This is a genomic window from Clostridium sp. AM33-3 (assembly GCF_003480315.1).
GTDB lineage: Bacteria > Bacillota > Clostridia > Lachnospirales > Lachnospiraceae > Brotaphodocola.
The window spans coordinates 118946-143931 of sequence record NZ_QUIV01000007.1 but is presented as its reverse complement, the minus strand read 5'-3'; the positions used below and the strand labels follow the sequence as shown (position 1 = coordinate 143931).

At 51.2% G+C, this 24986-nt stretch carries 17 protein-coding genes; all 17 read right to left on the bottom strand.

The features are described 5' to 3' along the window. Nucleotides 1-41 precede the first annotated feature (41 nt). Entirely contained in the window at nucleotides 42-2297 is a 2256-nt protein-coding gene (locus tag DW819_RS06195; protein ID WP_118732535.1) for a DUF6449 domain-containing protein, read from the bottom strand. Further along, nucleotides 2272-3171, bottom strand: coding sequence for an ABC transporter ATP-binding protein (locus tag DW819_RS06190; protein ID WP_118732534.1), 900 nt, complete (start codon nucleotides 3169-3171; stop codon nucleotides 2272-2274). The genes DW819_RS06195 and DW819_RS06190 overlap by 26 nt, the downstream gene beginning before the upstream one ends. Further along, a complete protein-coding gene (locus tag DW819_RS06185) occupies nucleotides 3168-3542 on the bottom strand; it encodes a GntR family transcriptional regulator (RefSeq protein WP_118732533.1) in 375 nt (124 codons plus the stop codon). Before DW819_RS06185 ends, DW819_RS06190 begins: the two co-directional genes overlap by 4 nt. Nucleotides 3543-3671: 129 nt before the next feature. Further along, nucleotides 3672-6833 (bottom strand): ATP-binding protein, encoded by a 3162-nt coding sequence (locus DW819_RS06180; RefSeq protein ID WP_118732532.1) that lies wholly within the window; start codon nucleotides 6831-6833, stop codon nucleotides 3672-3674. A 9-nt stretch (nucleotides 6834-6842) separates the two neighbouring features. Then, nucleotides 6843-8201 (bottom strand): MATE family efflux transporter, encoded by a 1359-nt coding sequence (locus DW819_RS06175; RefSeq protein WP_118732531.1) that lies wholly within the window; start codon nucleotides 8199-8201, stop codon nucleotides 6843-6845. Nucleotides 8202-8305: 104 nt separating this feature from the next. Next, entirely contained in the window at nucleotides 8306-10075 is a 1770-nt protein-coding gene (locus DW819_RS06170) for a S8 family peptidase (protein ID WP_118732530.1), read from the bottom strand. Between the two features lie 77 nt (nucleotides 10076-10152). Then, nucleotides 10153-11742, bottom strand: a complete 1590-nt coding sequence (locus tag DW819_RS06165) for a carboxypeptidase M32 (protein WP_118732560.1) — start codon at nucleotides 11740-11742, stop codon at nucleotides 10153-10155. A gap of 128 nt (nucleotides 11743-11870) precedes the next feature. Further along, complete coding sequence (locus tag DW819_RS06160) at nucleotides 11871-13544, bottom strand: ABC-ATPase domain-containing protein (protein ID WP_118732529.1); 1674 nt, start codon at nucleotides 13542-13544, stop codon at nucleotides 11871-11873. A 50-nt stretch (nucleotides 13545-13594) separates the two neighbouring features. After that, on the bottom strand, nucleotides 13595-14968 hold the full coding sequence (locus tag DW819_RS06155; protein ID WP_118732528.1) for an FAD-dependent protein: 1374 nt from the start codon (nucleotides 14966-14968) through the stop codon (nucleotides 13595-13597). 111 nt (nucleotides 14969-15079) lie between these two features. Further along, complete coding sequence (locus tag DW819_RS06150; RefSeq protein WP_118533268.1) at nucleotides 15080-15532, bottom strand: NUDIX hydrolase; 453 nt, start codon at nucleotides 15530-15532, stop codon at nucleotides 15080-15082. A gap of 120 nt (nucleotides 15533-15652) precedes the next feature. Continuing rightward, nucleotides 15653-17938 carry a molybdopterin cofactor-binding domain-containing protein gene (locus DW819_RS06145; protein WP_118732527.1) on the bottom strand — a complete coding sequence of 762 codons (2286 nt, stop codon included), beginning with the start codon at nucleotides 17936-17938 and terminating at the stop codon, nucleotides 15653-15655. A gap of 3 nt (nucleotides 17939-17941) precedes the next feature. Next, nucleotides 17942-18400 carry a 2Fe-2S iron-sulfur cluster-binding protein gene (locus DW819_RS06140; RefSeq protein WP_118732526.1) on the bottom strand — a complete coding sequence of 153 codons (459 nt, stop codon included), beginning with the start codon at nucleotides 18398-18400 and terminating at the stop codon, nucleotides 17942-17944. Nucleotide 18401: 1 nt separating this feature from the next. Then, a complete protein-coding gene (locus DW819_RS06135; protein WP_118732525.1) occupies nucleotides 18402-19178 on the bottom strand; it encodes an FAD binding domain-containing protein in 777 nt (258 codons plus the stop codon). 54 nt (nucleotides 19179-19232) lie between these two features. Next, entirely contained in the window at nucleotides 19233-20648 is a 1416-nt protein-coding gene (locus DW819_RS06130; protein WP_243025634.1) for a penicillin-binding transpeptidase domain-containing protein, read from the bottom strand. Beyond that, nucleotides 20629-21957, bottom strand: a complete 1329-nt coding sequence (locus DW819_RS06125) for an FtsW/RodA/SpoVE family cell cycle protein (protein ID WP_118732523.1) — start codon at nucleotides 21955-21957, stop codon at nucleotides 20629-20631. Before DW819_RS06125 ends, DW819_RS06130 begins: the two co-directional genes overlap by 20 nt. Nucleotides 21958-21963: 6 nt before the next feature. Further along, a complete protein-coding gene (locus DW819_RS06120; RefSeq protein ID WP_347560175.1) occupies nucleotides 21964-24342 on the bottom strand; it encodes a DUF3656 domain-containing protein in 2379 nt (792 codons plus the stop codon). A 190-nt stretch (nucleotides 24343-24532) separates the two neighbouring features. Continuing rightward, the coding region (locus DW819_RS15790; protein ID WP_207665297.1) for a hypothetical protein at nucleotides 24533-24986 on the bottom strand (454 nt) is incomplete at its 5' end.

Below are 24986 nucleotides of genomic sequence, written 5' to 3'. Positions count from 1 at the left end.
GGAAATCCTTCCTTTCCGCGCATATCCTGTCTTTATTTTTATCAGAATCCCATCCTGTCTTTTACGATCTGAGGAACCTCTCCTTTTCTGAAAAAGCTGCTGTATGTATTTTCCATATCATCTTCCTGTTCTGCTTTTCCTGTTTTATCCGATACCGTTACTGCTACCGTAAGATCATCCTTCTCGTACATGGGATCATAGTAGAGCAGCCGCTCATTGCGTGTGATATCGCCAAGGGCTTTGATCTCTTCCGGATCCGTAAACGTAACCATCTGGTAAGAATCTGAATTTGGCGCATAACCGCTCACGGTCACCGAAACAATCTTATCTGAAAGTGGTTCATCCTTCACAGAAACACCATACTGCCCAAGCAGCCGGATGGTCCTGACAAAGGACGGATACACCGGATAAAAATCCTGATCCCGCACATCTGCACCGTAATAGTAATTCCGGCTGCTCACAGTGTCAAGATCCGGGTTATTCCACCATGCAATCGCCTTTTCATCGGTCTCTGTGGTAAAGCGGATCAGCCCTACAGGCATCTCCTCCTTCATTTGCTCCAGGGTCATGGCAGAAAACTCCTGCCGATATGCAGAAAACACTTCATTCCGCTCCTCGGCTGTGAGATTCTTCAGGCTCTGGTCTCCCTTGGAACGGCTCTGGCGGTAACGCACGTTAACAAAGGTATCTGCATCTGCCGCAAGAAGCGGATATGCTGCTTTCTGGTATTCCTCATCCTGAGAGAGCTTCTTGATCAGCTCATAGCTCTTTGTCATGTTGATGCTGTAATTGCGGATGACCCTGCGTCCGCTCTTTAAGGTATAGGTAACGGTTGCCGTGGTATAGCGCGCGGTTTCACTCTCATCAGATGTCTCTGCCGGAGCTGCCGTCACCTCAGCCATTTCATAGGCCACTGCGTTTTCTCCTGTCCCACGCTGATCCCACTCGTTCTTGCGGAGACGGTTCTCCTCAATACCGGCTGCGGCAATATTCAGAATGGTATTCACATCGGTGCTTTTCATATGCTGCGCCATATAGATTTCCGATGGCATGAACTCATAGCTATAAAGCACCCGCTGTCCATATATTTCCTGATCTTCCACTAATCTTCCATAGGAAACCCAGTCATTTAGCCTGCCAATATCCACAGATGCATACGCAACCTTATCTGCAGACGGAAGGTAGGTGTCATATCCGAATACATCGAACCGGAATGAAAACAGAATTGCCAGTGCCGCAAGGGTGCTGAAGGCAAGCTGCTCCTTATGGGAAAACAGTTTTCTAAAGTCAAAATGATAAATGCTTTCGATCACACAGTGCGAAATCAGGCTTCCGCAGACCGCACCAAAAACCATCCAGCCGTTGGAGTGCTGCAGGGACCAGAAAAAATCCCCTATGCCAAGACCTGCCACCACCGTGATGAGCACTCGGATGACCGGCTGGCTCACTGCAAAGGCCATAGCCTTTCCTGCCGCCTCCGACGGGCGCTTTTTGTAAAGGAAGACTGCTGCCGCTATCAGGATCAGCGACACGATCAGCGCTACAGCCGCCACCATAACCACCGGCTTCTGATCTGCGTAGAGCGATACCGTATGAGCATACTCCATGACCGGGGAAATTCGGATCAGATTTTCAAACACAGAATCGTCACCCGGATAATAATAGGACAGAAAAAAGCTTTCAAAAAAGGATTCAAACAGGCTGGCTGCGATCGGCATATAAAACATCAGCACCATGCTGCCAAAAAAGCCGATCACAAGATGACCGGTCATCAGGGACGCGATCACCACGGTTGTGTAACAAAGGATGTAGTAGATCATGTGCAGTATATAGGCACTTACAGCTGTTGTGCACAGAGCATCCGTGCTCACACCGTTTGCCGCGCACACGATCACAGAAGCAGCAAGTGCAAGTGCGTACGGAATGGCCGGCATCAGGATGCCGTCTGCATAGTGGACCAGGAACAGGGTCTCCCGCCGTACCGGTATGCTATGATAAAAATCCACACGCTTTCCGGAGGTTAAATAGTAGAAGCTGCTGAGTCCGCAGACCAGAGAAACCACCACTACGAAAAAGACTGCCACACCGTTTTCAAAAGAGATCCATCTTATGGACTGTTCCGAGAACCAGTGGAAGGCTTCCGCAGCTGTGTTCCAGTCCCGGTAAGCCTTTCCTGCCATAAAAGCCAGAAAAACCGGATAAGCGAAAAAGCTTGCCAGAGTAATGAGGGCCGGCGCCCAGAGGCGGTTTTTCCAGTCCTCCCGCATCAGCTTAAAAAATAAGTTTTTTGACGTCATAACCGACTACCTCCGTTTCACTGATAAAAATCTCCTCTAAGGACAGCGGAATAGTTTCATAAAATACCGGATCCGCCTGCTGCATAACAAATTCCACCTGATTTAAACTGCCTCGTACCGTAAGGGTCAGAAGCTTTCCGCGCCGCTCCGTCTTCAAAATGTCAAGACCGGTAATATGCTCCGGCTGCATGCCCTCTTTTAGTACGCACTGAACCTTGTGGAGATTCATCTTCATCTCATCCAGGTCACGGCTTAAGAGAATACCACCCTTGTGCAGAAGGCCGACATGATCGCAGATGTCTTCCAGCTCCCGCAGATTGTGGGATGCAATGATGGGGGTCAGCTTCCGTTCTTCCATGTCATTCGCAAAAATGCTCTTGACCGCCTGGCGCATAACCGGGTCCAGGCCATCAAAGGTCTCATCGCAGAACAGATACTCTGTCCCTGCGCAGATACCGCACAGGATGGAAACCTGCTTTTTCATGCCCTTGGAAAAGGTATTGATCTTGCGGTTTTTCTGAAGTCCGAAGCTCTTTAACAGAGAGTCAAAGCGTTTTTCGTCAAACTCCGGATAAACAATACGGTAATAGTTCATCATATCCCCCGGTGTCGCATTGCCGAAGAAATACTGGTCGTCGGAAATATAGAAAAATTTCCGTTTTGCCGCCTCATTTTCATATACATCCATTCCGTCTATCGTGATGCTTCCCTCGTCCGGCTTCAGCACACCTGCCGCCATCCGCAAAAACGTACTCTTTCCGGCTCCGTTGGTTCCAATGAGACCAAAGACGCTGCCTTCCCGGATCTGCGCATTGATATGATCCACCGCAAGGATATCGTCAAATTTTTTTGTGAGATTGGTTGCCTCTATCATACTGTTTTCTCTCCTCCAAACTGTTCCTCCGCCATGCGGACGAATGCTGTTTTGTCCATACCAAGACTTTTTGCCTCCACCGCAAGACCTGCTACCTTCTCTTCCAGCTCCCGGCGTTTCTGCTCCCGGAGTCTGCTGATGCTTCCCACAAAGCTTCCCCGTCCCTTGACTGAATAGATGAAGCCATTCCGTTCCAGTTCCGCATAAGCCCGCTGTATGGTGTTGGGGTTGATGGACAATTCCGTTGCCAGAGATCGGACAGAAGGCATCTGGCCGTCCTCTTCCAGAACACCGAGGATCATCAGCTCCTTTAAACGGTCTGCCACCTGTTCATAAATCGGTCGGCTGTCTTTATAGTCCAGATGAATCATGTCCCTGATGCGTCTCCTTCCTGTATAAGTGTATTAATTATCTTAATACACTTATATCATGTTTTCCCCTGTAATGCAACCATATCTCACAAAAGTTTCCATATTTAAGATTTTCGTCAGAATTTCATTTTAGTTTTTGCACCCTTTTGGACATTTTTCTGACAGAATCTTTATCAGCTCTGCTGCCTCCACCGGCTTTGCGATATAGCCGTTCATTCCAGCCTGCTCACACTGGTGAATGCTGTCGGCAGAAGACTGGGCTGTCATAGCAAGAATCGTGACCGTCCCTGCATCCGGATGCTCCAGCGCACGGATTCTTCTAGTTGCCTCCAGGCCGTCCATGACCGGCATCATAACATCCATCAGAATCACATCAAAACTTCCTGTTTCGGATTCCGCAAATTTCTGAACTGCCTCGGCTCCATTCCATGATTTTTCCGTTTTCGCCCCTGCTTCCGTCAGATAAAATTCGGCAATTTCCATATTAATTTCGTTGTCCTCCACCACCAGGATCTTCATTCCGGCTGCATCAGTCTCTGCCGTCTGCTCCCTCTTCCGATTGCTGCAAGCCGTATCATCGAGAAGAAAAGGAAGCTGAAATGTGAAGGTCGTTCCCTCTCCCGGCACGCTTTCCACCTGAATAGAACCATTCATACTTTCGATCAGGCCCTTGACAATCGACATGCCAAGACCGCTTCCCTTGTACTGGGTTCTGGCGTCTGCCTGTTCCTGTGTAAAGGGCTGAAACAGCTTATTTTTTACAAATTCTTTCTGCATGCCAATGCCGGTGTCCGTAATCCCAAACTCATAAAAAGCCTGCTTTCCATCGCAGGAAAGCTCCTTCGCATAGGTATCAATCCTTCCGCCCGGCTTATTGTATTTGATTGCATTGCTCAGAAGATTGATCATGATCTGGCGCAGATGCAGCGGGTTTCCGGTCAGATCTGTATGCCGGATTCCTTCCCTGTGCCGGTAATGCCGGATTCCGGTTTCCGCCAGCTGGGCTTCCACCAGAGAGGAAGTCTCGGTCATGAGCTGTTCCAGATCAAAGGCTTCCATCCTTCCTTTTTCCTGTGTTGTCTCAATGCGCCCCATGTCCAGCACATCATTGACCAGCTCCAGCAGATGTCTGGTGGACAGCTGGATCTTTCCAAGACATTCCTCGACCCGTTCCCGGTCATCCATGTTCCGTCGGATGATCTCCAGCATACCCATCACGCCATTGATCGGTGTCTTGATATCATGGCTCATACGGTTTAAGAACTCCGTTTTTGCCTTACTTGCCAGGTCTGCCTCCTCGTAGGCCACCTTCAGGCGCTCCTTTTCCTTCTGCTCCTTCTCATGGAAAACAGATGTATTTTTAAAGAGGATAATCCCGTGCACCACGGTCATCTCCCGTCCCACTTTTTCATCGTACAGTGTATCCTGCGACATCAGCACTGTCTTCTGCAGCCACTCCGGTTTCCCGTTCGCTCCGTTTTCCTGATACTCCACCGTAACCTGCTTAGCGCCATTCTGAAAACGCTCCAGAAGTTTTTCCGAAGAATCCACAATGCGGTAATTCTCCATGGTATCCTCTGTGACCAGCACAATTCTGGATGCACAATATTCGTTGTAAGAGCAGGGTGCCTGCTGCGAAATCCTAAATTTATTGCTGCCGGACGGAAAAAAGATTTTTTCCAGACGATCATGTGTTAAGTCCACCGTATAGACCGCCTCAGCCGCATCCACCAGAGCATCCACATAATTTCCATTTTCCAGAATGGACTGCTTCATCTGCTCATAATACCGGGTCAGCTGGACCTTCTCATTGGCTGACACCTGATTTTTGTCATGGAACGGCTCAAAACCAAAGATAAAATGATGCAGCCGTCCATCTTCCGTATTGTTTAAGAAAAGCAACGTCATGCGGCCTCTGCGCACCTTTTCGCCGTCCGTATACTGATACGGAAAGTCCAGCTTTTTCCGCGTACTGGTCAGCACCTGGTTCAGCGCCTCCGGCTGCAGCTTCCGGCGCAATGGTCCGCGTTCCGCTCCCTGGGCCAGTTCCTGCACGATCTGCTCCACTGCACCGGAGTAGCTGCCGTCTTCCGCCAGAAAAAACTCGGAATCTGCACGCAGCACCCGGTACTGGTCGAGCAATGCATCGCAGTACAGGCAGTCCGAAAACGAATAGCCCTGCTGTTTGACTGTATCCAGCAGCCGGATATTTTCATTCTGCTTTTCCGCCGCTTCCAGCATCTTGGCGCGGTTCTTATCGACATACATATTCTTATCGGCCTGCCGGAACAGATCCCGCATGCTGCAGGATTCAAAATCCGATGAAATCGCATAACCAGCCGCATAGCTGATGGGCATCTCCGGATGATCGGCAGAATACTCCGCTGTCTGGCTCCGTACCTGGGAAAGGCAGGCTTCCACCGCCTCCCGCTCCAGTCCGCGGATCACGGCCAGAAACTCATCCCCTCCGTCGCGTCCTACAAAATGCTCCGCCGGCATAGCCCCGCGCAGCTGCACCGCAAAGGAACGGATATATTCGTCTCCCTTCTCATGGCCGAGATTATTATTGATGATACGCAGATTGTTTAAATCAAACACACAGACTGCAACCGTTTCCCCATCTTCCAGAAATGTATCATTGTCCAGAATTTCCTCACACTTATTTTTATTCGGAAGCCCCGTGGCCTCATCCAGATAAACCTTTTTCTGCAGAATGCGGTTCTGGGCCGCATAGCGCAGTGCCTTAAATATTTCCATGGCAATCAGGATCAGAAGTCCTGCGATATCCGCGAAGACCACCTGCTCAAGCTGATTCAGTGCCGTTGCCTTTCTCTGGGAATAGGCCTCCGCAAGTCCGGTAGCCTCATCACAGATCCGGAAGAACTGCTCACTCTTTTCAATGATCTGCGTGTTTTCATAGCCATTTTCCCGAACAAGCTGTATTTCCACTTTCAGGGTTTCAAAATAATCCTCCAGCTCCTGCATCTTATCCTGGAATGCGGAATCATCCAGACGGACCAGGTTTAGATCATCACTTCCATAGCGGAGTCCGATTATGATCGACTCCACCTCCTCAAGCATCTCATCCTGCGGACTTTGCATGTTTTCCAGCTTGACTATGCGCTGCGTCGTGCCGCGCACCAGACCGGCGTAGTTTACCACCCTTGCTGTCCCCTGAATTTTCCCCACCAGAGACATGATACAGAAAAATAATACGATCAGCACTGTAGTCAGAACCGTCATGCACGCACGGCTTACATAAGTCAGTTTTTTTGCAGCGTTCTTTTTCATAGTTTTTGTCTACTCCATTCGTTTTAATTCAGGCAATACCGTGCAGAGCATGGTGATAAAGCACAGGCTGCCGCCGATCACATTTGAGACCGGTTCTGCCAGAAATACACCAGCAGTTCCCATATGCAGCGCATATGGCATGAAATAAGTCAGCGGAACCACAATAAACACCTTTCGAAGCAATGAGAAAAAGATCGCATAGGCCTTTTTGTTCAGTGATTTAAACGTGGTCTGTCCCATATACTGCAGATCCATGAAAATAAATGCCGCAAAATATTGTTTCAGGGCCGGAACCGCGTCCTGCAGCAGAAGGGCATCAGAACTGAACACCCGGATCAGCGCTCCAGGTGCCAGAATGATAACGCTCCACATTACCGCTGTATAGCCCAGGATCAGAAGTCCCATCACCACGCCCGCTTTCCGCACCCGGGCCGGACGGCGCGCTCCATAATTGTAGCTTAAAATCGGAGAAGATCCGTCATTGATCGCTGAAATCGGAGTTTCCACCAGCTGGCGCACACTGGATACAATAGTCATGACTGAAATATAAATATCACCACCTGTAGCAGAAAGCACATGGTTGCAGCAGATCGTCACCAGACTGTTGGTCAGTTGCATGATAAAACCCGCCGTACCGAGACTGACGATCTCTTTCGCGTAACTGACGGATCCTGCAAGTTCCGTCCTGCGCAGGAAGCGCACCTTCAGCTCCGCTTTTCCGGAAAGAAAATGCAGTACAAAGGCCGCTGACAAAAACTGGGAAATAACCGTTGCGATAGCTGCTCCACGCACACCAAAGCCCAGAACAAAGATAAACAGCGGATCCAGAACCAGGTTGGCCGCCGCACCGATCGCAACGGAAAGCATGCCGGTCAGGGAATAGCCCTGGGCATTGATAAATGGATTCATACCCACCGCGATCATAGAGGGCAGCGTACCGATCAGATAAAGCATCATATACGGACAGGCATATGCCAGTGCTCCCTCTGACGCTCCGAATAATATCAGGATCGGCCGGATCAGCAGCATGCCAACTACCATCAGGATCACTCCTGTCAGGCAGAGCATGGAAAATGACGTATTCATAATATCATTCGCTGCCCGTGTTTCCTTTTTCCCCCTGTAAATAGAAAACAGCGGTGCGCCTCCGCTTCCGTACAGATTCGAAAATGCCGTGATGATCACGATCAGTGGAAAGCAGAGTCCCACTGCTCCCAGCGCTGCTGTTCCCACTTTGGGGATACGTGCAATATAAATGCGGTCCACAATGTTGTAGAGCAGATTTAAAATCTGCGCCACCAGCATAGGAACCGCAGCTCCGAGGATATTTCCGGTCACTGTACCATGTTCAAAATCAAGTTGTTTCATGTCTCTTTCGTCCTTTTCTTTATTCCTGATTTAGAGTATAGCATGGTCCTGGCTTCGTGAAAAGTGTCCTCGCTGGTATCCGGTAAAATCACGGCCGCCTTCGTTCACTCCGGCAGACTGTCCCGCACGCACAGTGCCCCATACCCCACCATCGGATTCGGATACTCCGAAATCCCCGGAAGTTTCTTTGCTCCTCTTCTCAGATATGCTTTTACCTTCTCCCCATACAAAAACGGATCATTTCCGTTTACAATCCCCCACTGCATGAGAAGCGCTGCTGCTCCGGAAGCCACCGGTGTTGCGAAAGAGGTTCCGGTAACAGACTGGTATCCGCCGTTTGCTGCCGGAGCCATGATATTTACGCCTGGCGCGGCAAGATCCGGCTTTATCTGGTTCGTCAGGCGGGTAAATCCCCGGCCGGAAAAATCCGCATAGGAATGATACCTGCTGTTATAGGCTCCAATGGTAATCACCTTAGAGGCTGTGGACGGAATCGTCAAGGTGGTATCCGGCGTCGGCCGCAGAAAACGGGTCGACGTATTCAAAATTCCGGCAGACGGAAGCCAGAAATCGTACCGGCCGCTTATCAGACTGACCGGACTTAAATAAAAGCTCCAGATTCCTTCCTCCACATAACTGCCCTCATCCGGGATAAAATCAAAATACAGCTCCTGGGCTGTGCTGTAGGGCCCCGGTTCCCCGTAATACAGGAGAATCTGTGTTTTGCGGTAACGGAATCTGGCAGTGCCGGGTTCCTCTGAAAATGGACCAAACATCTCCCCGGATGGCGCCTGAAGACTAACCGTAAACTGATCACTGTAGGATTTCCAGAGCTGGATACTGAAGCTGCTTTCATAGGGAGATACTGTAAACTCCACGTTCTCCGTTCTTCGCATCTGCAGCGTCCCGGAGGTATGACCGCTTGATGCTCCCTCATTTCCGGTCCCCACCAGAATCGTTGTTCTGCCATAGTTTCCAATATCATCCAGAAAGGTTTCCAGCAGACTGGTCCCGTCATGTGAGCCGTAGGTATTTCCAAAGCTGATGTTGATGACCAGAGGAAGAAAACGCTCTGCCGCGAAGGAAACTGCATAATTGACTGCCCTCATAAGCTCTGTGGTCCTCGGAAAGCTCTCCGGGCGGGCGGTGCCAAGCTTCACCACCAAAAGCTCACTCTCGCAGGCGATGCCGCGGTACATGCCGGATGCGGTGCTGACTGAAAAAGCGGTGCTCCGTTCGCCGCCAGCAGCAGTCTTTCCAACTGTATTCCCTCTGCTGTCTCCCACCGCAATCCCCGCCACTGCCGTCCCGTGTCCGCTCGCATCCACAGATGGCACAATGTTCCGGGCTGCCTCCCGGCTGCCCTCCTCCAGCGCGCGATTGATCTCACCTTCCGTATAAATCCGATTCTGCGTCTGGTCCCATAGCTCAAGAATCCGGGTTGTGCCATCTTCCTTCCGGAATACCTCATGAAAATAATCAATCCCGGAATCGACAATGGCTACAAGCACTCCTTTTCCGCTCAAATATGGCGATGCCTCCTGCAGCAGATTCACACAAGAGGCTGTCTTTGCCTGGTCAACGGCAAAGAACAGCCTCTTTGGTTTTTCAATGTATTCAATTTGCGGAAGTGCGCTGATGTACGGGATCAGGCTTTCCTTCACGGTCAGGATCGCGTACTCGTTACGCATCTCCTCCACCGCAGCGCCAAGCTCCCGTGCCGCATCCAGGCTCCCGGAGTATTTTACGATCAGCTCCCAGGTTTGTTCTTCCGGGTTATAGCCGGTCTCCAGCTCCGCAGAGCGGCTCCGTTCTTTAGCAGTGGTGTCCAGGGAAAGGTTTAAGAGATTTTCCAGTTTCTGATTCACAGACATCGTTCTACCTGCTTCTGCTTCCCATTGATATCTCAATATACTTTATACTCTCTTACTCGTCAGCTGTTCCCTGATTTTTATACTGCATACAGCCTCCTGTACTTCTCCTCCAGATATTCCACATAATATTTGGGGTTAAAATCCTCCCCGGTCATATCCTTTAAAATTTCCCGGCTGTCCTTCATCTTTCCGTAGCGGTGTACATGCTTTCTCAAATACTCCCGGATCACATCCAGCTTTCCTTCCTCCAGCAGACGGTCAAAATCCATCTCCTTTTTCATCTGGAAGAGCATCTGCGCACCAAAGGCACTGCCTAACGCGTAGGACGGGAAGTAGCCGAAGGACCCCTGGGCCCAGTGGATGTCCTGAAGCACGCCCTGCGCGTCAGTTTCCGGGCGGATTCCCAGGTATTCCTCATATTTGTCAGCCCAGAGCTTTGGAAGCTCATTCACATCCAGGTCTTCCTCAATCAGCCTTTTCTCCAGTTCATAGCGCACCAGCACATGAAGGCTGTAGGTCAGCTCATCTGCCTCGGTGCGGATCAAACCGGGCTGTACCTTGTTGATAGCGCGGACAAACATTTCTCTTCCAACGCCTTTTAGCTGCTCCGGGAAAAGCTCCTTCAGTTTTCCGTATACCGGGATCCAGAACGCCTCGCTGCGGCCAATGATATTCTCAAAAAACCGGGACTGGGACTCATGCATGCCCATAGAGGTTCCCTGTCCGGCCGGAGTCTGGCTTAACCGGTCATCAATTCCAAATTCATAAATGGCATGGCCACTCTCGTGGATCACGGAAAATGCGGAGGAATCCACTCTGGATTTGTAATGAGTGGTAATGCGCACATCCCGGTTATGCAGGTTCGTGGTAAACGGATGGGCACTGACCGCAAGGACTCCACTGGAAAAATCAAAGCCCACATACTTTGCCAGATATTCTGCCAGCTGCCGCTGCTTCTCCTCAGAATAGTCTCCATCCAGAAAATCATCCTGAATGCGGACAGAGCTTTCCATCACCTGCTTTAACAGCGGCACGATATGCCTTTTTAACATGTTGAAAAATTCATCCAGCTTCTCCATGGTAAAGCCCGGTTCAAAGGAATCCAGCATCACATCGTAAAGCCTCTGGCCATCCTTCTGGCGATAGGACGCAAACTTTTTCTGGTACTCAATGATTTCTTTTAAAACCGGGGCGAAGGAAGCAAAATCATTTTCCTGACGCGCCTTTGTCCAGATACGCGTAGATTTCGATGTCAGTTCCTGATACGCCCGGTACTCCTCCGGCGGAATGCAGGACACCTCCTCGATGGTGCGCTTTGCGGCCTTCAGAATGGCGTAGCGGATGCCTTCTTCCGTAAGTTCCCCGTCCGGGGTCTCCAGTGCAGGTTTTTCTGCTCTGTTTTGCGTTCCATCCGGCGCAATACCTTCTGTTTCCGTCAGTTCCTGCAGGCACTTGTCCACAAGTTCCTTCACCCGGTCACTCATCATAATGCGCTGGTAAGACGAAGACAATACGCCCTGCATCCGTGCCGTGCGGCTTCCCGCCTTCTCCGGAGCCAGTGTCTCCTCATCCCACTCAAAGAGGATCAACGCCGTCTCGTAGGCCTGGGCTTCTTCCAGATACTGCATCAGTTCTTCATAATCAGATTGTTTCTTTTCTGTATTCATGTGGTCCTCCTGACCGCAGGAAACGCAAGGTCCTGCTGAATCGCTTTTATTTCCAGCCACCGTTGACAGCCTTACTATGCCCCATTCTCTTCTGACACATCCACCAGACAGAATGGAAGCCTGCATTCTTATCCCCGGTAACGATCCAATGCCGCAAAAATCTCCTGAATTCTCGGCTTTGCCAGCCCGCAGGGCACATAGGAGCCCGTCAGACCGTCCCAGCCCTTTGTCTCCATCCGCTTTTGCAATTCCGCCGCAAGCTGCCGCAGAGTCTTTCGTCCGTCGGCCAGCTGCTCCAGAGCGTAACGGGTCAAATAGGCCAGAGCAGAGGTCTGTTCAAAATCCGCCATCTGCTCCACATAGCGCAGATCCACCGTCTCCCGGTCGATGGAGAAGGAATCACGGCCGAAGGTTTTCACTTTAGCATTTTCAGATTTTCCCGCTGCATACACTTTTGCAAATGACGGAACTGCAAAGCCCGGTGCCTGCGTTTCTGGTGCCTGATGCTCTTTACAAAGTGCTTTCACCCGCTCCGTAATTTCCACCGGCTTATAGCAGTCCATCTGAATGATATGGTCCGCAATGTAGAAGAAAGCTCCGGAGCTTCCTGCTACCAGGATCGTGGACACGCCGGCTTTCTCATACAGATCTCCTGCCCGCTCCAGAAATGGCGTGATCGGCTCTTTCTCCCGGCTGATGACCTGCTGCATGAAATCATCCCGCACCATAAAGTTAGTGGCGGAGGTATCTTCATCAATCAAAAACAGCCGGCTTCCAGCCTCAATGCCTTCCAACACGCCCGCCGCCTGGGAAGTGCTTCCGCTGGCGTCCGGCGTGGAAAAGCTTTTCGTGTTCTTGCCGTTTGGCAGGTCATTGATGAACATGGAGATATCGGTATTCCGGATGGAACGGCCTTCCTCGGCCCGCAGTTTCACCGCGGTCTCATCCGCCAGGACAAATTCCCGTCCGTCTCCTGCAACGTGGTCGTACACGCCCATCTGCAGCGCGGAAAGCAGCGTCGATTTTCCATGATAGCCGCCGCCCACGATCAGCGTGATGCCTGCAGGAACCGCCATGCCACGAATCTCTCCGTGATGGGGCAGAACAAAGCTCTGCTCCATCGTCTTCGGGGAAATAAAGGGAATACTGTCCTTCATAGGCTGGTCAGAAACACCGCTTTTTCTCGGCAGAATAGAGCCGTTTGCCACAAAGGCCACTACATTTCGCTCCCGCATCCGACGACGCAGCTCAGTCTGGTCTTCAGCCAGCCATACCGCTGCCTGCAAAGACTTTCGGTCCAGATTTTTTGCGAAGAAGCTCTTTTCCGCTGCTTTTGGCAGAAAATCAAAGAGGATCTTTTCCAGTCCACCCGCGTCAATGGTTCTTCCAAAGGCCGGAAAGCCCACATGAAAGCGCACAGTAATGGTGTCGCGGCTGATCTCACAGGCGCTTCGCTCCAAAACCTCCTGCCCACACCGGCTGATGGAGATCAGACCACTCTTGCCGGAGCCCTTTGCCCGAAAGCTGAACCGCTCTGTCTGGGAGAAAAACAGTCTCGTCAGATGATCCTGCAGTGCAATGCGCTTACAATCCTGATCCCGCAATTCTTCCGGAAAGCCTGACTGCTTCCAGGAAATTTCCAGATGCAGCGCGGATGGGGATGCAAACGGATCCCCCTGCACATGGTCGATCACCAGCACATAGGTTCCGAATCGGTACTCCCCTGCCAGGGACCTGTAGGACGGATAGCTTTTATGATCAATGGCACGCAGCATCGTGCGCAGTTCATTCGATGATTTCATGGCATATCTCCTTATACACGTTTGCCGGACATCTGTGCAGATGTCATTCTCTATAATGTTTCCGCGATCTTTCTCGCTACATACACACCACTTGCGGATGCGTGGGACAGGGAATGGGTCACGCCGCTGCCATCACCAATAATGTAAAGGCCTTTATGGCGGCTCTCCAGATTCTCGTCTACATCTACTTCCATGTTGTAGAATTTGACCTCCACGCCGTACAGCAGGGTATCGTCATTGGCAGTACCAGGCGCGATCTTATCCAGGGCGTAGATCATTTCAATAATGCCGTCCAGAATACGTTTCGGCAACACCAGGCTTAAGTCGCCCGGAGTTGCGGAAAGAGTCGGCATGAACATGTTTTCCTCGATACGTTTCTGGGTGCTTCGTCTTCCGCGTACCAGATCACCGAAACGCTGTACGATGACACCGCCGCCCAGCATGTTGGAAAGACGGGCGATGCTCTCACCGTAGCCGTTACTGTCCTTAAACGGTTCAGAGAAATGCTTGGACACCAGCAGCGCGAAGTTAGTGCACTCTGTCTGTTTGGCCGGATCCTCATAGCTGTGGCCATTTACGGTCACGATGCCGTTGGTATTCTCATTTACCACGATGCCGCGCGGGTTCATACAGAAAGTACGCACATTATCCTCAAACTTCTCGGTGCGGTATACGATCTTACTCTCGTAAAGCTCATCCGTCAGATGGGAGAACAGTACCGCCGGAAGCTCCACGCGAACGCCCAGATCCACACGGTTGGACTTGGTCGGAATCTCAAGCTCCTTACAGATCTTCTCCATCCATTTGCTTCCGCTTCTTCCTACGGAAACAATACATTTCTCACAGTCATAGGAGGTCTCCCCCACCCATACCCGGTAGGTTCCGTCCTCGAGGCTCTCAATATGGGTAACCGGAGATTCAAAGTAGAAATCCACCAGTTCCTTTAACTCATCATAAAGCTGTCCCAGCACAACCAGATTGATATCGGTTCCCAGATGACGCACGGATGCATCTAACAGCTTCAGGCGGTTCTGGATGCAGACCTTCTTTAAACTGGTTCCTGCGGTAGAGTACATCCTGGTACCTTCACCTCCGTGAGCCATGTTGATCTCATCCACGTATTCCATAAGCTCAGTAGCTGCCTTTTTGCCAATGTATTCGTACAGAGTGCCGCCAAAATCATTGGTAATGTTGTATTTACCATCGGAGAATGCGCCCGCTCCGCCGAATCCGCTCATAATGGAGCAGGATTTACATTTGATGCAGGCTTTGATCTTATCACCGTCAATCGGGCAGTGACGCTTCTTTAAGGTGTAGCCGGAATCAAAAACCGCGATTTTTTTGCCGCCGCACTTCTTTGTAAGCTCATACGCAGAGTAAATACCCCCCGGGCCTGCGCCCACAATAATCACATCATACTTCATGCACTCAAAACTCCTTCTCTTTTTTATTCCCATTTTTAACACCGGGCATAAAAACAGAGAATCCACTGGATTCCCTGTTCTTACATACTGTTTCAGTTGCTCTGCAAAATCTTAAAAATACTTCTTGCTGCCCCAGAGGTTCGCTTTTTTTAAATCCCGGTACTCGTTGTAGGCCTTTTCCAGAATCTGCTTCTCATTCGAGAACTTCAGAAGGTGGTATGCCTCATAAAACTTGTAATAACCGGAATCCACAAAATGCTCTTCCCGTTGTGGTTTACTGTAATAGCTGTCCGCCATCATCAGATACCAGTGTACGTCTTTTTCCACCATATCCTGCGGCGTATTGAAGGAATAGGAGCTCTTTCCGATATATTTAATAATGGAAGCGCTCACGCCGGTCTCTTCTTTTACTTCCCGAAGAGCCGTTTCTTTGTACTCCTCCCCTGCTTCTACAGTTCCCTTTGGAAGGACCCAGCCCTCGTATTTGTTCTTGTAATTCTTATAAAGGACCAGGATCTTGCCGCGAAATATAACCACACCTCCACAGCTCGTTGCTTCTATCATTGCAATTCCTCCTGTTGTACCGTGCAATAAGCACAGCTTTGGTGTGTCACACAGACTGGTTTAAGTATACCTCTATTTCGGGTAAGTTGCAAGTTTCTTATTCTGTTACTTCCATAAACTTTATTTGTGCAGTTCTTTAAAGATTTTCTCCGGAGTAATCGGCAGCTCCCGGATCTGCACGCCGGTGGCATTTGCCACGGCCGCTGCAATTGCAGGAGACGGCGTATTGATGACAACCTCACCGATGGATTTAACACCAAACGGACCGGTCGGCTCGTAGCTGCTTTCAAATTCAACCCGGATATTTCCCACATCCACGCGGGTCGGAAGCTTGTACTGCATGAAGGAATTCTCATACACCTGGCCCTTTTCGGAACGGGTCACATCCTCAAACATTGCCATGCCGATGCCCTGTCCAAGACCTCCCTCCGTCTGTACCCGGGCAATTGCCGGGTTGATCGGGGTTCCGCAGTCTACCACAGCCACATAGTTGACCAGCTCAAAATCACAGGTTTCCTGATCCATCTCAATCTCAGCCATACCAACCATGAACGGAGGCGGAGATACCGGTGAGGAATGGCTTTCGGTCACCTCAAGGGCCTTCCCGTTATTTGCCATGGCGCGGTTTCCGATATCCTTTAAGCTGATGGAAGCCGAACCGTCCTTTGCAAATACCTGCTCACCGTCAAAATCCACCTCTTCCGGTGTCTTCTCCAGATACTCCGCTCCCTTCTCGGTGATCAGGCGGATCATGGAGTTGGATGCCTTCACGGCAGCCATACCGGTTAAGTAAGCGGTACTGGACGCATAGGAACCGGAATCATACGGAGAAACATCTGTATCCACACCATGGGACACAATGTTTTCCAGATCACAGCCCAGCACGTCTGCCGCGATCTGGGCCAGCGTGGTGTCACAGCCGGTACCCATATCTGACGCACCGATCATCATGGTATAAAAGCCGTCATCGTTCAGCTTTAAGGTAATGGAGCCCACATCCACACCGGAAATGGAGGAGCCCTGCATGCACATGGCAACGCCTACCGAACGGACTTTTCCGTTACCCATGTCGCGGCACGGATATTTTTCATCCCAGTGCATCAGCTCCTTTGCTCTTGCCATGCAGCGGTCCAGAGCACAGCTGTTGGCGGTTTCGCCGTAGTAAGCCGGCATCAGATCGCCCTCGTGTACCATATTTTTCTCACGGATCACGGTCGGATCCATCTGAAGTTCCCGTGCCAGCTCGTTGACTGCGGACTCCAGCGCAAACACACCCTGGGTCGCGCCATAACCGCGGTACGCACCTGCTGACATGGTATTCGTATAAACAACATCATAGCAGAACCGGTAAGCCTTCGGCGTGGAATAAATCGGAATAGACTTATGGCCGGACAGACCTACGGTAGTCGGGCCATGCTCACCGAATGCTCCGGTATTGGACAATGTATACAGATCAATGGCCTGAAAAATTCCATTTTCATCCGCACCCAGGCGCACATGTACCTCCATCTCGTGACGCGGGGAAGAAGCGATCTGGGATTCATAGCGGGTGTAGACCAGCTTGGCCGGTTTTCCTGTCTTCCAGGTTACCAGCGCCGGGTAAACCTCCGTAACCACCGTCTGCTTTGCACCAAATCCGCCGCCGATCCTCGGCTTGAGCACACGGACCTTAGACTTCGGGATATCCAGCGCGTGAGCTACGATACGGCGCACATGGAACGGGATCTGCGTGGAGGATGTCACGTTTAAACGTCCATAAGCGTCCATGGAGGTAAAGGTCCGGAAGGTCTCCATCATTGCCTGCTGATTCGCTTTCACATGATACGTGCGGTCAATAACATGGGCACAGTCTGCCAGGATCGCATCCACATCACCATTGCTGTCCTGTGCAGAGGCACAGAGGTTGCGTTTATTGTCGGCGCCAACCGGGCACAGACTCTTCCAGCTGTCCTCCGGATGTACCAGGATCGGGTTATCTTTAGCGGTGTGGAAGTCGAGCACCGGCTCCAGCACCTGGTACTTTACTTTGATAAGACGCAGAGCCTTATCTACAGCTTCTTCCGTCTCACCGGCCACAATTGCCACTGCATCACCCACAAAACGGACTCTCTGGTCCAGGATCAGGCGGTCATACGGGCTTGGCTCCGGGTAGGTCTGGCCCGCCATGGTAAAACGCTTCTGGGAACAGTCCTGATACGTCAGGATCGTCTCAATCCCCTCTACCTTTAATGCTCTGGAAAGGTCGATCTCCTCAATCAGCGCATGTGCATGAGGGCTGCGCAGAAGCTTCACGATAAGACAATCCTTCGGAGCGATATCATCGGTGTAAAGCGGTTTTCCGGCGAGGAGTGCCTTTGCGTCTTTCTTGATCACAGACATGCCTACATATCTATTCTTCGCTTCCATGGTTTACGCCTCCTTCTTCCGGTTTAAATATTTTTCCAGGGCGCGGAGCTGGCCGGCGTATCCGGTACACCGGCAGAGATTTCCTGCCAGATACTCACACACCTCTTCCATAGTCGGTTTTACCAGTTCCCGTTCCATAGCCAGTACATTCATAATGAGACCAGGACTGCAGAAGCCGCACTGGTCTGCGCCTTCTCTTGCCAGAAAATCAGCAAATTCCTCTGACTCTTTCTGAAGGCCCTCCAGAGTTGTAACCTCATGTCCGTCGGCTCTGGCCGCAAGAACAGAGCAGGAAAGCACCGGCTTTCCATCCAGCCATACCGTGCAGAGTCCGCAGTTTGAAGTTTCGCAGCCACGCTTTACACTGTAGCAGCCCTTTTCCCGGACCAGATCCAGAAGCAGGGTATCTGCCTTGATCTCAGCTTCGATTTTTTTTCCGTTTAATATCAGTCTGATCTTCATGCTATGCCTCCTCCCCACTTAACTGCTCCATGAGCCTTCTCACATAAATTTCCGCCAGAGACTTCCGGTAATCCGCGCTGCCCCGCAGGTTGTCTCCAAATGAGAACATGCTGACTGCTTCCTCTGCCTGCGCGGAAAGCTCACATCCGGTCTGGACCGGACGTGTTACCAGTGCCGCCTTAGACGGTCTCGCGCCAACGGAAATATACCACATGTCATCCTTCTTTGCCGCTGCGACGGCAATCAGCGGAAAATCTGTTTTGGAACGTCGCTGGCTGACATAGGCTGCTTTTCTGCCATCCTTTTTGATGATGACGCGCACCAGAATATCCCGGCTGTACTTCATCTTCGCAAATTCTTCCAGAGATACGGTTCCGCCCTTGTAAAGCTCTACATAGCTGTCCAGAACCATCATGCAGGTAAGAATATCAGAAAAGCCGAATCGGCCGAAAACACTGCCTCCCACAGTCGCGCCGTTGCGGAACTGAGTTCCGACGATCCAGCGGGTGCACTCACGAAACGCGCCGTCAAAGTACTGATTTAAGCCTTTATGAAGCTCTAATTGCCGCAGGCTGCACATACAGCCAATTCTGAATTCATCTTCTGTCTCCTCGATCTGATCCAGACCCAGACCACTTAAGTCAATCACCGTATTCCGGTTCCCGCTGCTCATTTTCAGCCACATCATACCGCCTACCAGAACGTTGCTTCTCTTCTGGTTCAGCTCATATGCCTGTTCCAGGCTTTCCGCCTTCACATACTCCTTTGCATGAAACATGCGATTCCTCCTTTGTCACTCCTAAAAACTTTGTGTAGCGTTATATCACCATTTTCATCTTGAAAAATAGGTATCAAAAATACTTTTTGCGATCGGTGCAGCCACATGACCACCCGATCCGGCCTCCTCCACCAGTACCGTGACTACCAGTTTCGGATCTTCTGCCGGGGCAAACCCGGTAAACCACGCATGCGTTTCTTTTCCGGTCTCAAACTCCGCAGATCCAGTCTTTCCGGCTACGGAATAGGCATCGGTACGGACGCCGGAACCGGTTCCATCCGTCACAACGCTCCGCATAAACATAGAGAGCGTGGAAGCCTCCTGCGCAGTCATGAGATTTCCGTAAGCGGAAGGCAGATATTTCTTTACTTCTTCTCCCGCCGCAGATTCCACGTGATCGATCAGATATGGTTTCATCAGCGTACCGCCATTCGCTATGGCCGCTGTGATCATAGCGTTGTGCAGCGGTGTCATCTGGGTGTTTCCCTGGCCGATAGCGGTCTGCAGCCGTTCCCAGTCTGAAGCCCCGGGTCCCATGGCATAGGAGCTCTTGCTATATGCCAGAGACACCGGAAGATCTTTATTAAACAACAATTCTCCGCAGGTATTCTGCATCTGCCCAAGATCCATGGTAAGACCGAGGCTTGCAAAAGCGCCATTGCAGGAATTCGCAAATGCCTGCAAAAGCGACTGATGGCCGTGGGCATTTCCATGATAACAGGAAATCCTGTAATCTCCGGCCTCATAGCTGCCGTCACAGTCAAAGGTAAAACCCTCCCAGGTATCCGGATGCTCCCGGATATATTCCAGAAGCGTCACGATCTTAAAGGTTGATCCCGGCGGATACACCCCCTGTGCAGCACGATTGAGAAGCTGTGCCTCAGTATTGTCCCCGGAGATCAGGCTCTCCCACTGGCTGCTCAACTGATTCGGGTCAAAGCCCGGCTTGGAAACCATGGCGAGGATCTTGCCTGTATCCGGCTCCATCACCACGACAGCGCCCCTGCGGTCGCCCAGCGCGTCGGAAGCCGCCTGCTGCAGCCCCACATCCAGCGTAGTCACCACCTGGTCTCCCAGATTTTTCACATCGGATAACTCGTTGACGGCCTGCTCTACCAGATTCATGTGGGAACTTAACAGATAAAAGTTCGCCAGAGATTCCAGGCCGGTCTTGCCCTGGTCGGAATAGCCCACCACATGGGCAAACAGGCTTCCATACGGGTATTCCCGCACCTCTGTCCCATCTTCTGCCACATTGGTCTTCGCCAGTACCGTGCCGTCATTGCTTAAAATCTCTCCGCGGATGATCCGGTCAGAAAAGCTGTCCAGACGCGCATTATAGGAATTGTTGATGACCGTCTCACTCTGCACCTGCAGAAAATAGCCGAAATAGCCCATCAGACCAACAAACAGGCCTACCATAATATAGGTCACAAACAAAATACTCTTATCAGTCGATGTCTTTTTCATAGTCCTCCTCATCATTCTGCTTCAGAATGTACAGGCCCTGGATCACTCCGAAAATAATAAATGTACTCAAAACAGAACTGCCTCCGTAGCTGACAAGCGGCAGAGTCACACCGGTAGACGGAATGAATTTGGTCACACCGCCCACAGTTAAAAACACCTGCACCGCATAGACCATGGCAAGACCAAAGGCGATCAGTTTATAAAACAATGCCTGCATACGCGCTGCCAGGAGCACAAACTGTAAGAAACAGCCCAGGCAGATGAGCAGCACGCAGAGAGCAAATATCCCACCAAGCTCCTCGGAAATTGCCGCGAATACAAAGTCCTTTTCCACAACCGGGATTTTATAAGGCATACCCTGATACAGGCCCATGCCGAACCATCCGCCCGTGCCGATGGCAAAGAGGGACTGGGTAATCTGGTAACCGCGGTTATCAATGTCCGCCCATGGATTTTTCCAGGCTGCCACACGGGTGCGCACATGGGCAAAGAGTTGATATGCCACCACCGACGCGCCGCTGCCGCAAAGCAGGCCGGAAAACAGATACAGATAACTTCCGGTTGCCACAAACAGCATGGTCAGGTACGTCAGAAAAAAGATCAGCGCGCTTCCCAGATCCTTGGAAAGCACCAGCACCAGCACATAAGCCGCCGCCATCACCGTGGTTTCTATAATTGTCTTAAACTCGGTGTCCCGGTAAAACATGCAGGCTGTAAAGAACACAAACAGGATTTTTACAAACTCCGACGGCTGAAACGCGATGCCCGCAATGTTCACGGAAAGCTGCGCGCCGAAGCTGTTGTTGCCGATGATACATACCACGATCAGCAGCGCCAGACCGGCAAAACCGTATACCCACGGAATGCTCGCCAGCTGCCACACCCGCTCCAGAATGAACGGGATAATCCAGGTGATCAGAGCCGATATGGCAACAATCACAAACTGGCGGAGGGCCTTGTCAAAATCCAGACGGGTCAGGATCACAAAGCCGATGCACAAAAGCATGCACATATTGTTGACCAGAAGCCTGGACCGCAGTGGATAAAACACCTTATAAAGTCCCAGATAAACTGCCAGGAATACTACCTGTGCCAGATAAAACAGGATTACCCTCTCGTCCTCTGATTTTAAGAACAGCACCGCATACGCCACAAAATGCAGCAGGAACATGGCCACATTCTGCCGGACACAGACTCTTCCCTGCTGCCAGGGATCCCGAAACCGGAAATAACTGAAATTCCAGTAGGTATAAGCAGCGATCAGCAGGATCAGCAGGTATTTCGATACTTCAATGACAATATTTACCATATATATTTATTCTACGCCTCTCTTGAAATGGCCGCGTGTAAAATCTTTGAACGGATCCCTGGTTTCTTCCCCGTGAAGGAACTGATCCGCAAAGGCATCCAGCACTGCTTTCATCTGCTCCGGTGTCTCCAGCGTGAACGCAAGACGCAGCGCCCCAGGAGCCAGCCGTTGGATCAGCTTCTCCTGTCCGAGCAGGGACAGAGGACTTGGATTGTAGATGGTGTTATAGCAGAACCGGCAGTGATTCTTCACTGGAAGATCTTTTCCGGTGCGGTCCTTCATCTTTAAGACCTCCGGCTGTTTCGTACAGCCCTTTGTAGTCCTTACGATGCACTGGGCCGACACCATAGCCGGAAGATAACCGTACACATAAAGTTCCATCTCCTCACAGCCCAGTGTCTCCAGCTCCCGGCTGTTTAACTCCAGCGGAAGGGTCATGCGGGAAATTCCAAGGTCTTCCATCTGCTCTCTTGCCAGATGGTTCAGAACATAAAGGTTCGCGTCAGATACCAGAGGAATATCCCCCAGTCCGTTTTCTCTTAAAAACGTGATCTCATCCAGGGATTTTACCACAAGCTCATCAAAGCCGGCCTCTTTCAGCGCATCTATATGTTTGCGGAAATAAGTCTCCGCCTCCGTGCGGAAGATATGCGGCAGCATCAGGCTGCACTGCTTTGCGTTGTCATGGCATGCCTGTACCGCTGCCTTCCAGGTCTCCGGACCAAAGCCGCAGGAATCCAGGTAGATGCGGGTGACATCCGAGTGGGCAATGGCGGTGGGTAAGAGGCAAGGTTCCTCGATGGAAATGTGAAGACCACAGGAGCCTGCTTCCACACTGCCAGTCTCGCTCTGCTGCTCAGACCGCTCATTTTCGCCTTCATCCTGGCTTTCTACCGTTCCTTCTGTACGTCTGAATGGCTGCAGCAGCTTCTCTTCCATCTGCTCCAGTGCCTCCCGGCGCAGCTCATTGAGCGCCTGAACCGGCACAAAACAGTTTCCTTCGATCTCTGCTGTCAGGTTTTCAAAATAGAACGGGGTATTTCCGGTCTTGTTTAACTGCTTTAACAGCTTTTCCTCTCCCATGGGCTGATTCTGGGCCGTCTGAACCTCTGCGCCAGTCACCTCCGCATACGGGTTCTGAGCTGCTGCTTCCTCCAGAAGACGCCCCGGCTCACTGCACCAGAGGGAAAGCTTCAGCGGTTCGCCTTCCTTTACCACTACATGGCCGGATAACGGCTCCTGCTTTTTCTTTTCCACATATTCCCGGTCCAGACGGTCAAACAACGCCTGATTTCCTTCCCGGAATGCCGGTTTTTCTTTTAATGCCACCATCTCGCGGCCATTATGCCGGACATAGTAACCATCCGTAAAGCCGCCGCGGTCAAAGAGATCCAGGAGCATCCTGCGGTCTGCCGGATCTACCTTATAACCGTCCCGTCCATGCTCCAGATAATAATCCACATATTTGCGATAAATACTCACAACACCGGCAGTGTAACGTGGACTCTTCATGCGGCCCTCAATCTTTAAGGAATAGACACCGGATTCAATGATATCCGGGAGAATATCCAGGGTGCAGAGGTCTTTCAGGCTTAAGACATAGCGGTCATCCCCCACCGCTGCTTTCTGCTGTGCATACGGCTTTCCCTTCATCCGGGCATTTCTGTCCTGCATGTCCGGACTGTGCTTTCCTTTGTTCTTTTTTCCTGTGTTCTGATTTCTGGCATTCTGTTTTCCGGTTTCGTATATGCTTTCCGTCAGTTTCGCATAACTCTGCTTTGCCGCACTCTGAACCGGCTTTCCGGCTGCTGTCAGCACATCATAAGGAAGTCTGCAGGGCTGTGCGCAACGTCCGCGGTTACCGCTGCGGCCGCCGATCAGGCTGCTAAGCAGACACTGCCCGGAGTAGCAGTAACACAATGCGCCATGCACAAAGCTCTCAATTTCCACATCCACATGGTCGCGGATCTCTGCGATCTCCTGGAGAGATAACTCTCTCGCTGTTACCACGCGGGTCGCTCCCATCTCCTTTAAGCTCTGGGCACTGCGCCATCCTGTCACAGTCATCTGGGTGCTCGCATGAATCGGAAGATCCGGAAAATGCTCCCGGATGAACTTCCACACACCAAGATCCTGCACGATCACCGCATCCAGCCCCCGCTCATAGTATGGCTTTAAAAAGTCATAAAGCTGGTCCAGTTCCTCTTCCTTCACCAGCGTATTGACTGTCATATAAAGACGACAGCCATGCAGATGCACATAATCGATTGCTTCCAAGAACCTGTCTTCCTCCGGATTGTCTGCATAAGCCCGGGCTCCGAACCGGCTGCCACCCATATATATCGCATCGGCACCAGCCTGAACCGCTGCCATCATGCTTTCCATTGACCCGGCCGGAGCCAGGATTTCTACACGTGAATTCAAATTCTCCTCCTCATATTAAAGTGAGTCATTTCGCTGGATCCGCTTCTCTGCAAATCAGGATCAAAACGGTCAAATGACCGTTTTGGTTTCAGGCCAAAAGAAAGGGAGTTCCGATTGTCTTTCAACACCCTTCACCCCCATATTGTATTACTTAACGGATAAAATGCCTGTTCGGATGCGTTGCTGCAGCAAGAGCTGCCTTGAACGCTGCCTGTTTTGCCATTTCATCAGCCTTTTTCTGTTCTTCCGGCGTTTTTACTGTCTTTGGCAGAATGGATGCAACCAGCTCCTTCACAGCAGTCACCTCAGCCGCTGCGGATTCTGCATCCTGCTCCTCAACCACTTCGGCTGCTTCCATGGTTTCCACGGCCACTGCTGCCTCTTTCTCCGGCCGGGTCTGCCGTACCTCAGGCTGAATCTGTTCTGCTGACTGTTTCAACCTTTCCAGTTCCTGCCACGCCTGCTCTGCATCCTGTTTTGCCTGAAGCAGTTCCCGGTTGAGACGCTCATTTTCCTCGCGTGCTTCCTTCAGATCACTCTCAGCCCTTGTCGCTGTCTCGTATGCTTCCTCTAGCTCCTGCTTTGCGGTTTCTGTTTCGCTTCTC

What these genes read in the sequence shown, in the direction of transcription:
- DW819_RS06195 (WP_118732535.1), bottom strand. Translation starts at nt 2,297, where the DNA reads ATGACGTCAAAAAACTTATTTTTTAAGCTGATGCGGGAGGACTGGAAA.
- DW819_RS06190 (WP_118732534.1), bottom strand. Translation starts at nt 3,171, where the DNA reads ATGATAGAGGCAACCAATCTCACAAAAAAATTTGACGATATCCTTGCG.
- DW819_RS06185 (WP_118732533.1), bottom strand. Translation starts at nt 3,542, where the DNA reads ATGATTCATCTGGACTATAAAGACAGCCGACCGATTTATGAACAGGTG.
- DW819_RS06180 (WP_118732532.1), bottom strand. Translation starts at nt 6,833, where the DNA reads ATGAAAAAGAACGCTGCAAAAAAACTGACTTATGTAAGCCGTGCGTGC.
- DW819_RS06175 (WP_118732531.1), bottom strand. Translation starts at nt 8,201, where the DNA reads ATGAAACAACTTGATTTTGAACATGGTACAGTGACCGGAAATATCCTC.
- DW819_RS06170 (WP_118732530.1), bottom strand. Translation starts at nt 10,075, where the DNA reads ATGTCTGTGAATCAGAAACTGGAAAATCTCTTAAACCTTTCCCTGGAC.
- DW819_RS06165 (WP_118732560.1), bottom strand. Translation starts at nt 11,742, where the DNA reads ATGAATACAGAAAAGAAACAATCTGATTATGAAGAACTGATGCAGTAT.
- DW819_RS06160 (WP_118732529.1), bottom strand. Translation starts at nt 13,544, where the DNA reads ATGAAATCATCGAATGAACTGCGCACGATGCTGCGTGCCATTGATCAT.
- DW819_RS06155 (WP_118732528.1), bottom strand. Translation starts at nt 14,968, where the DNA reads ATGAAGTATGATGTGATTATTGTGGGCGCAGGCCCGGGGGGTATTTAC.
- DW819_RS06150 (WP_118533268.1), bottom strand. Translation starts at nt 15,532, where the DNA reads ATGATAGAAGCAACGAGCTGTGGAGGTGTGGTTATATTTCGCGGCAAG.
- DW819_RS06145 (WP_118732527.1), bottom strand. Translation starts at nt 17,938, where the DNA reads ATGGAAGCGAAGAATAGATATGTAGGCATGTCTGTGATCAAGAAAGAC.
- DW819_RS06140 (WP_118732526.1), bottom strand. Translation starts at nt 18,400, where the DNA reads ATGAAGATCAGACTGATATTAAACGGAAAAAAAATCGAAGCTGAGATC.
- DW819_RS06135 (WP_118732525.1), bottom strand. Translation starts at nt 19,178, where the DNA reads ATGTTTCATGCAAAGGAGTATGTGAAGGCGGAAAGCCTGGAACAGGCA.
- DW819_RS06130 (WP_243025634.1), bottom strand. Translation starts at nt 20,648, where the DNA reads ATGAAAAAGACATCGACTGATAAGAGTATTTTGTTTGTGACCTATATT.
- DW819_RS06125 (WP_118732523.1), bottom strand. Translation starts at nt 21,957, where the DNA reads ATGGTAAATATTGTCATTGAAGTATCGAAATACCTGCTGATCCTGCTG.
- DW819_RS06120 (WP_347560175.1), bottom strand. Translation starts at nt 24,342, where the DNA reads ATGGAAAGCATGATGGCAGCGGTTCAGGCTGGTGCCGATGCGATATAT.